Below are 6,022 nucleotides of genomic sequence, written 5' to 3'. Positions count from 1 at the left end.
CGGACGACGGTGCCGGGGCTCCGGCGGGGGACGATGCGGGGACGGACATGACGAAGGTGCTCCTCGCGGTGTCGGGGTCGATGCGTGCTCGTGCCCCTCCCGGCGACGCCCGCCGGTCACGGCACTCGCGGGTGTCAGACGGTGTTCCGGTACGGCGGCATGAAACGCATCCGCGGCATCTGGTCGGCGAGCACTCCCCCGTCGACGACGATCCGCGCCCCGGTGAGGTACGCCCCCGCGTCCGAGGCGAGCAGCAGCAGCGCGCCTACGCACTCGTCGGGCCGCGCGTAGCGGCCGAGCGGGATGCGTTCGCGGTATGCGGCCTCGAACGCCTCCCGGTCGAAGGGGAATTCACCGTCGATGGGGGTCTCGACCATGCCGGGGGCGAGGGTGTTGGCGGTGATGCCGTGCGGGGCGAGCTCCACCGCCAGGGTCTCGGTGAGCAGTTGGGCGGCGGCCTTGGAGGCGTTGTAGTGGGCCAGGCCCGCCTCCGCCACCAGGGCGTTCTTCGAGGTGATGGTGATGATGCGGCCCGCGACGCGGTCCGCCGTCATGTGTTCGGCGATGCGCTGGCTGAGGAAGAAGACCGCGTCGACGTTGACCCGCATGATGTGCGACCAGCTCGCGGGCGTGATCTCGTTGAAGCGCTCCAGGGCGGCCGTACCCGCGTTGTTGACGAGGATGTGCAGCGGTCCGGCCTCGGCGCGCACGGCGTCGACGAACCCGGGCAGCGCGTCGATGTCCGCGAGGTCCTGTCCGTACACCCGGGCGCGGCGGCCGAGCGCCTCGACCTGTGCCGCCGTCGCGTCGATCCCCTCCGCGCCTGGCAGGTCGACTAGGACCAGGTCGGCGCCCGCCTCGGCGAGCCCGACGGCGAAGGCCCGGCCCAGACCCCGGGCTGCCCCGGTGACGACCGCGGTGCGCCCGGTCAGGTCGAAGCGGTCGATGGGGCGGGACGGGACGGCTGCGGTCATGGCGGAGGTCCTCCAGGCGGGGACGGCGAAGAGCGGTGAGTACGGGGAGGGGGCCGCCGCGCGGGACACAGGGGTGGGTGCGCGGCGGCCCGGCTGCCGGTGCGGCGGACGCGGGCGGGGGGCGCCCGTCCGCCGCACCGGCAGGTTCACGGGAACGGCCGGATCGGAGGCTGCCGGGTGATCTCGGCTCGCAGGCCACCCGGCGGCCTCTCAGCCGTTCAGGCCCAACAGGTCCAGCGACGGCCGGTGGATGATCTCCTCCACCGCGTCCACGTCGAGCGGCGGCAGTCCCGGGATGCCGGGGACGCGGGCGATCTCCCGCAGCCCCTTCACCGAGTCGTCGACCGTCGTGAACGGGTAGTCGCTGCCGAACATCAGCTTGTGGAGGACCCCGTAGTCCTGGGCCAGCCGGAGGCTGTGCCAGAGCTGGAAGGGCCGGTAGTGCAGGGCGCTGATGTCCGCGTACACGTGCGGGTGCTTGCGGATGACCGCGATGCACTCGCCCTCGAAGGGATGGCCGAGGTGCGCGAGGACCATCCGCAGTCCGGGGTGGCGGATCGCGACGGCGTCCAGGTGGCGGGGCATCGCCCACTCCAGGGGCGCCGTCGACACGAAGGTCGTGCCGGTGTGCACCAGGAGCGGGAGTCCGTGCCGTTCGGCGTAGCCGTACAGCTCGTCGTACTCCTCGGCGGCGGGATCGAAGCCCGCGTACATCGGCATCAGTTTGATGCCGCGCAGGCCCAGTTCCTGGTGTCCGTACCGGAGTTCGTCCTGCCAGCCGGGCTGGGTGGGGTCGAGGGAGAGATACCCGATCAGCCGGTCCGGGTGCTCTCCCGCGTACGCGGCCACGGCCGCGTCGTCGACCCACAGTCCGCTGCGCCGCGCCTTGCCCCCGACGACGATCGTGCGGGTGCCCTCGGGGGCGGTGGCGGCGTACTCCTCCCACGTCACCGTCAGGTCGACCTCGCCCGCGTGGGCGCGGGCGGAGTCGGACCTGAACGGCTCGGTGAAGTCGTGGCTGTGCCGGAAGAGGTGCGAGTGGACGTCGACGATCATGTCCGGTTCCGCTTCTCCCAGCCGTCCGCGAACATGTTCCAGAACCGGTGGCTGGGCGGGTGCTCCTCGAAGACCTCGTCGACGAGTTCGACACCGAGCCCCGGTGCGGTCGGCAGGCCGATGTGGCCGTCGCTGATCGGGAGGGTGCCCTTGAGCGCGTCGAAGACGTAGTCCTCCAGGAGCCCGTCGAACGTCTCGAGGATCTTGAAGTTGGGGATGCCGAGCGTCGCGTGCACCGAGACCGTGGTGCAGAGCGGCGAGTTGGAGTTGTGCGGGGCCACCAGCATGCCGTGGGTGTCGGCGATCGCGGCCAGCTTCCTGACCTCGGTGAGGCCGCCGGCCATGGAGAGGTCGGGCTGGATGATGTCGACGGCGTTGGTGGCGAACAGCTGCTTGTACTCGTAGCGGTTGTGGAAGTGCTCGCCGCCGGAGATCGGGAACGCGGCACGCTGCCGCAGCTCCGCGTAGCGCTCGATGTGGGTCCAGGGCATCGGCTCCTCGAACCAGCCGATGTCGAACGGTTCCAGCTCGCGCACCAGGCGGGCGGCGGTCGGCATGGCGAACCGGGCGTGGCCCTCGATGAACAGGTCGACGTCCGGTCCGATGGCCTCGCGGACCGCTGCCACCAGGTCGACGGAGCGGCGCAGTTCGGCGCGCTCCAGCTCGTGCAGTCCGGGGCCGAACGGGTCGAACTTGAGGGCGGTGAAGCCCTTGGCCACGGTCTCCTTCGCCTTGGCGGCGAAGGTCTCGGGTTCGCGTTCGCCGGTGTACCAGCCGTTGGCGTACACACGGACGCGGTCGCGGCAGGCGCCGCCGGTGAGGCGGTAGGCGGGCACCCCGAGCGCCTTGCCCATCAGGTCGTACATGGCCTGGTCGAGGCCCGACAGGGCGATGCCGCCCATGTCGCCGCCGCGCAGGAAGTCGCCCTGGTAGACGCGGAGCCACAGCTCCTCGATGTCGAAGGGGTCGGCGCCGATGAGATGCCGCTGGGCGATCGACTCGGTGAGGGCGCAGACCTCCCGGACCCGGTAGGGGTGGGTGATCTCGCCGATGCCGGACAGGCCCTCGTCGGTGTGCACCCGGACGTAGCCGAAGTCGCGCCAGGCGGTGCCGAGCATCAGGGTCTCGACGCGGCTGATGCGTCCGGCGGGGCCGGCCGGGCGGCTGCTGTTGACGGTGAGCATCAGCGGGTCGCCCCGCCCATGGTGGAGGTGTTCTCCAGGTCGCGTGCGCCGCCTTCGGCGAGGACGGCCCTGACCGCCGCCTCGGTGCCCTCGACGAGGCGGTCCACGTCGGCGTCGGTGTGGGCGTAGCTGATGTGGCTGCGCTTGAGGTTGAGCGGCAGCTCGAACAGGCCGTGCTCGAGGAGCTTGCGGCGGTAGCCGACGAACAGGGAGGCGTCGTTGTTCAGCAGGTCCGCGTAGGTGCGGGGGGTCTCGCCGGGCATGAAGTAGCTGACGAAGACGGAGCCGTAGCCGGTGACGACGGCGGGGACGCCGAGGCGCTCGTACAGCCCGGTCAGTTCGGTGCGGACGCGCTCGCCGAGCCGGAAGACGTGCTCGTGCACGGGCTCCTCGCGGAGCTTGCGCAGGGTGGCGAGGGCGGCGGCGACGACGGACGGGTGTCCGTTGTACGTGCCGGCGAAGAAGGCGGGGGCGCCGGGGATGGTGGAGAAGAGGTCCATCAGGTCGGCGCGGCCGCCGATCGCGCCGACGGGGGCTCCGTTGGCGATGGCCTTGCCGAGGGTGGTGAGGTCGGGGGTGACGCCGGAGATCTTCTGCCAGCCGCCGATGTCGTGGCGGAATCCGGTGATGACCTCGTCGAAGATCAGGACGCTGCCGGCCTTGCGGGTCTCCTCGCGCAGCGTGGTGAGGAACTCCTGGTACGGCAGGAGCGCGCCGACGTTGTGCGGGACGGGTTCGACGATGACGGCGGCGATGTCTGAGCCGTGCTCGGCGAAGGTGCGGCGGACGGCCTCGCTGTCGTTGAACGGCAGCACGAGGGTGGCTTCGAGGACCTCGGGCAGGATGCCGGTGGAGATCGGGTCGTGGCCGCCGACCTTGTCCGGGGCGGAGATGACGTTGAGGCTGACGGAGTCGTGCCAGCCGTGGTAGCAGCCCTGGAACTTGACGACGAGGCGGCGGCCGGTGGCGGCGCGGGAGACGCGCAGCGCGTGGAACGTGGCCTCGCTGCCGGTGCTGGTGAGCAGCACCTTCTCGATCGACGGGATCAGCTCGGCGAGCTGTTCGGCGAGGAGGACCTCGCCCTCGGTGACGCCGACGCCCATGTGGCCGAGGGTGGTGCCGGCCTCGGCGGTGGCGCGGGCCACGTCGGGGTCGTTGTGACCGAGCAGCGGCGGGCCGAACGCCGAGTGGAAGTCGGTGTACTCGCGTCCGTCGGCGGTACGGAACCGCGCGCCGTCGGTGCCGGTGACGACGAGGTCAGTCAGTCCGGGAACACTTCGCTGACCGCTGTTCACGCCACCGGGTACGACCCGGCGGGCGCGCTCGGCGAGTCGGGCTCCGGATTCGTTGCCGGCCGGGCCTGAACTCATATCGCTTGCTCCTTGCGTCGATAGTCGTCGGTTGTCGCGGGCCCTGCCCGGCCCGTGAGTCCCTGGCGCCATCCGCCCGGCAGTCGCCGCAGGAAGAGAGTGATCCGTGTTGCGTGGGTGGTGCTCGCTTTTTCTGAACACTGTTCTGTAGAGCAGAACAGTTCCTGGATAGTACGTGGGCCACTAGGGGCGGTCAACCCCCTTTCGGACATCGAATCGTCGATTCTCGGCCTTTAGCAGGAGGGAGCCATCAAGAACCGCACGCTCAGGCACTAAACTGTTCTGCTATGACGAACAGCTCTGCCACAGAAGAACCGAAGTACTGGGTCAAGAGCGTGGCCAGGGCAGCGGACATCCTCGAAGCGCTCGCCGCCCCCACGCAGGGGAACGGCCTGAGCGTCACGGAGGTCGCACACGCCTGCTCCATCTCCAAGAGCGCCGCCTTCGGCATGCTCCAGACCCTCCGCGCCTACGGCCTCGTCTCCGACGACGGCGAGGGCATGAACCGCCGCTACCGGCTCGGCATGAGCCTGGCCCGGCTCGGCGACCGGGCCCGTGCACAGGTCTCGCTGCGCGGGGTGGCCCGCCCCGTTCTGAGCGAACTCACCCGCACCACCGGCATGGCGTCCCGGCTCGCGATCCCCGAGGACGGTCACGCGGTCGTCGTGGACCAGGTCGAGCTCGACCAGCGGGTCCGCCTCGATCTGCGGATGGGCCACCGCGAGCTGCCGCACTGCACGGGTCTGGGCAAGGCGCTGCTGTCCGCCATGCCGCAGAGCGAGGCCGCCGCCGTCGTCGACCGGTTCGGACTGCCCGGACGCACCTCCCGCACGATCACCGACCGGGACACGTTCCTGGCGCACCTGCGCGACATCGCCCGGGTCGGCTACGCCCTGGACGACGAGGAGGATGCCGAGGGCATCATCTGCATCGGCGCCCCCGTCCTCGACGACCGCTCGGTGTGCGCGGGAGCCGTCTCCATCACGGGTCTCAAGCTCGGCCTGCCGGCCTGGCGCTACCAGGAACTGGGCGGCCAGGTACGGGACGCGGCCCGACGGATCAGCCTGTCGCTGGGCTGGGTCGACGACACGGAGGGCGCCGCGTAGACCTCCCGGCGCGCCTCTCGGCACCGACGCCCGTCCGGCATCCACCGCCGCCTGTCACGGCACCGGACGACGTACTCCGACAAATTCGGGTCTTGACCAATCGGCACAACCCGCCGTAGGTTCCCTGCCAACCGCGAGGACATCCTCCCGTCACTCGCGCTTCACCCCCCTTCCGGTTCACTCCGACGCCTGCCCACCGCGTCCGGAACACCAGACGACCGGACCTTTTCAGCCATCCGCCTCTCGGCAGTCCACCGCAGGAACGCTCCCTCATCCCCGGCGCTTCTCGGAAGGCGAAGTCCGCATGAGCGTTCCGCACCACCCCACCGCCC

5 protein-coding genes are annotated in these 6,022 nt (G+C 70.7%); 1 reads left to right on the top strand and 4 read right to left on the bottom strand.

The features are described 5' to 3' along the window. Positions 1–134: 134 nt before the first annotated feature. The 4 genes from ACFYY6_RS38170 to ACFYY6_RS38155 form a co-directional block, all read right to left on the bottom strand. The gene (locus ACFYY6_RS38170) at positions 135–974 is read right to left on the bottom strand and encodes an SDR family NAD(P)-dependent oxidoreductase (protein WP_389197748.1); all 840 of its coding nucleotides are present in this window, start codon (positions 972–974) and stop codon (positions 135–137) included. A 210-nt stretch (positions 975–1,184) separates the two neighbouring features. Then, positions 1,185–2,030, bottom strand: coding sequence for an amidohydrolase family protein (locus ACFYY6_RS38165; RefSeq protein WP_351636037.1), 846 nt, complete (start codon positions 2,028–2,030; stop codon positions 1,185–1,187). Next, complete coding sequence (locus ACFYY6_RS38160) at positions 2,027–3,214, bottom strand: mandelate racemase/muconate lactonizing enzyme family protein (RefSeq protein ID WP_351525847.1); 1,188 nt, start codon at positions 3,212–3,214, stop codon at positions 2,027–2,029. Before ACFYY6_RS38160 ends, ACFYY6_RS38165 begins: the two co-directional genes overlap by 4 nt. Next, positions 3,214–4,584 (bottom strand): aspartate aminotransferase family protein, encoded by a 1,371-nt coding sequence (locus tag ACFYY6_RS38155; protein WP_351525846.1) that lies wholly within the window; start codon positions 4,582–4,584, stop codon positions 3,214–3,216. The genes ACFYY6_RS38160 and ACFYY6_RS38155 overlap by 1 nt, the downstream gene beginning before the upstream one ends. A gap of 287 nt (positions 4,585–4,871) precedes the next feature. Here ACFYY6_RS38155 and ACFYY6_RS38150 point away from each other — a divergent pair, with 287 nt between their 5' ends. Next, positions 4,872–5,690, top strand: coding sequence for an IclR family transcriptional regulator (locus ACFYY6_RS38150; RefSeq protein WP_351525844.1), 819 nt, complete (start codon positions 4,872–4,874; stop codon positions 5,688–5,690). Positions 5,691–6,022 lie beyond the last annotated feature (332 nt).

Source organism: Streptomyces sp. NPDC001750 (assembly GCF_042892615.1).
Classification (GTDB): domain Bacteria; phylum Actinomycetota; class Actinomycetes; order Streptomycetales; family Streptomycetaceae; genus Streptomyces.
This window is presented reverse-complemented; position numbering and strand designations above follow the sequence as displayed.